This is a genomic window from Bradyrhizobium sp. AS23.2, from assembly GCF_001908185.1.
Taxonomy (GTDB): domain Bacteria; phylum Pseudomonadota; class Alphaproteobacteria; order Rhizobiales; family Xanthobacteraceae; genus Bradyrhizobium.
In genome coordinates, this window is the sequence record NZ_LGHM01000350.1 from 1 (window position 1) to 2842 (window position 2842).

The 2842-nt window shown below is 64.1% G+C and carries 2 protein-coding genes and 1 pseudogene; 1 reads left to right on the forward strand and 2 read right to left on the reverse strand.

Annotation, left to right across the window (positions count from 1 at the left end; all coding sequences use genetic code 11):
* Positions 1–122: 122 nt before the first annotated feature.
* Positions 123–626, forward strand: a pseudogene (locus tag AC630_RS47670) (transposase); the annotation flags it as partial.
* Between the two features lie 263 nt (positions 627–889).
* Here the strand turns inward: AC630_RS47670 and AC630_RS42075 are convergent.
* Both AC630_RS42075 and AC630_RS42080 read right to left on the reverse strand, forming a co-directional pair.
* On the reverse strand, positions 890–2257 hold the full coding sequence (locus tag AC630_RS42075; RefSeq protein ID WP_074124328.1) for a M16 family metallopeptidase: 1368 nt from the start codon (positions 2255–2257) through the stop codon (positions 890–892).
* Positions 2254–2842, reverse strand: a 589-nt coding sequence (locus tag AC630_RS42080; protein WP_143198769.1) for a M16 family metallopeptidase, incomplete at its 5' end; no start/stop codon positions are given. The genes AC630_RS42075 and AC630_RS42080, both read right to left, overlap by 4 nt.

Below are 2842 nucleotides of genomic sequence, written 5' to 3' on the forward strand. Positions count from 1 at the left end.
GGAGCCCATCGGAAACATCCCGCCGGCCGAAGCCGAGCAACGCTACTACGCCATGCTGGAACAATCGGCCATGGCGGCATAACTTAAACCAAATGGCCTCCGGCAAACCCGGGACGGTTCAGATCGACGCTTCGCGCCTGGTCTTTATCGACGAGATCTGGATCAAAACCAACATGGCGCCGCTGCGAGGCTGGGGACCGACGGGCAACGTCTCCAGGCGTCTGCACCTTTCGACCATGACCTTCATCGCGGCGCTGCGCCATGACCGGATCAGCGCGCCATGGGTCATCGACGGCCCCATCAATGGCGAGCTCTTCACTCTTAGGTATTGGCGCCAACCCTCGCAAAGGGTGAACTCGTCATCCTCGACAATCTCGGCAGTCACAAGGGCAAGGCGGCGAGGAGTGCCATCCGCGCCACGGGAGCGCATCGGCTCTTCCTGCCGCCCGACAGTCCCGACCTCAACCCGATCGAGCAGGTCTTCGCCAAGCTCAAACACCTGATGCGAGCCGCGCAGACACGAGATGTCGAAGCGACTTGGCGCAAGGTCGGCGAACTCCTTGACCTCTTCTCCAAGGAGGAGTGCGCCAACTACCTAAAAAAATTCAGGGTATGTTTCAGTATAAAAACATCGTGCTCTAAAAGCTCAACTGTCGCTAATGCCCTGAATCAACAATTCGCGACATTACGACACCTAGCTTAAGTATTGCAGCGGCAAAAGCGCGCTCGATGGAAGCGTGGTAGCGTCGCGTGACACCCGCAGGATGGTGGCACCAGCGTTCGGCGCGAGCTGGATCGCCAGGCATCCACATCAACAGCGCGGGCTGTTATGAAAGACGTCGATGGCGGCCGGGACGAGCCCGGCCATGATAATGAAGCCACCGCCGAATCATTTCAGCTTCGGCGCGGGCTGCGCTGGCGTATGGGGCGCGCGGCCGACGATGACGGTCAACAGCCCCTGGCCCCACAGGCGCTTGGCGGCCGCCTTGGCGTCGTCCAGTGTCACCGCATCGACGATGGCGTTGCGCTTCTCGATATAGTCGATCGGCAGCTTGTCCTGCTGGTATTGCAGCAGCGCCTGCGCGAGCTTCGAGGAGGTATCCAGCGCCAGCATCTGCGAACCCTTGAGGTACGACTTGGCTTCGTCGAGTTCTTTCTGCGTCGGTCCCTCCTCGGCGATGCGGCGCACTTCCTTCTCGAGGGCGTCGATGGTGTCGCCGGCGCGGTCGGCGCGGGTGCCGGTGTTGCCGATGAAGATCGCCGAATGCTCCATCCAGAGCAGCGATTCAAACACCGAATAGGCGAGGCCACGCTTCTCGCGGACCTCGCGATAGAGCCGCGAGGACAATCCGCCGCCGCCGAGGATGTGGTTGACGACATAGGCCGCCATGAAGTTCGGATCGCTGCGCTTCACGCCGGGCCCGCCGAAGGTGATCACGGTCTGCGGCACGTCGAGCGGCACGAAGGCGCGCTGCGGCGGTTTTGCCGCCTCGACGTCGGCGACCGGCGTCAGATTGGCTTTTGCGGGCAGGCTACCAAAAGTGTGGTCGAGCAGCTTGCCGAGCGTGGCCGGATCGACATCGCCGACCACCGCGATCTTCAGTCCGTCCTTGGCCAGCACGCGGCCGACATAATCCTTCATGTCGGCGACGGTGATGGTCGGCACGCTGTCCAGCGTGCCCTTGGTCTGCCGGCCATAGGGATGGTCGCCGAACGCGACCTCAAGGAATTTGCGGCTCGCCAGGGACGACGGATTGGTGGTCTCGCGGCGCAGGCCCGAGATCACCTGCGCGCGGATGCGCTCGACGTCGGCGGTATCGAAATGCGGCGAGGTCAGCGCGCTTCGGAGCAGGTCGAAGGCCTCGTCCTTGTTGTCGCGCAGCATGCGCAGGCTGCCGCGGAACGTATCGCGGCTGGCGCTGAAGGAGAGCTCGATGGCGCGGCGGTCGAGCCGCTCATGGAAGGTCTTGGAGTCGAGATCGCCGGAGCCTTCGTCGAGGAGGTCGCCGACCAGATTGGCGACGCCGGACTTGTCCTTGGGATCCTGCGCCGAGCCGCCGGCAAAGTAATATTCCATGGCGATCAGCGGCACGGTCGCATCCTGTACGAACCAGGCTTCGATGCCGCCCGGCGAGGTCAGGTGCTGGATTTTGGCGGCCGCCTGTGACGGCGAGACCGTAGCCAGCGCGAGTGCCGCACCGGTGGCAACGGACAATGCGACGCGCCGCGCGCGCGGGAAAGGAAGAGGATGGGTCACGAACGCTTCTCCTTGCGCTTGGCGGTAGCAGTGTCCTTGATCAGATAGCCCGTCACCGAGCGCTTCTTCTCGAGCCGTTTCTGTGCGACGGTGCGAACCTGCTCGGCGGTGACCGCGCGGATGCGATCCGGCCAGCTCCTGATGTCCTCGACCGACAGGCCCGTGCTCAGGGCACTGCCATACCAGCTCGCCAGCACCACCTGGTTGTCCTGGGCGTAGATCGCTTCCGCAATGAGCTGGGTCTTGACCCGCTCGAGGTCTTCGGCGCGGATCGGGTTCTGCGTGAGGTCGGCAATGACGCCGTCGACCACCTGCTCGACCTCGGTAAAGCTGACGCCGGGTTTGGGCGAAGCCGAGATCGCGAACTGGGTCGGGTCGAGCCAGGTGCTCGAATAGCTGGCGCTGGCGGAGACCGCGAGCGGCTTGTCGACCACGAGCGCGCGGTAGAGATAGGAGTTGCTGCCGCTGCCCATCAGCCGCGCCAGCACGTCGAGGGCCGCGCTTTCACCGGCCGCGGCGGTCGTCGCCGAAGGCACGAGATAATAGCGGCGCAGGCCGGGCTGCTCGACGCGCGGGTCGGCCAGC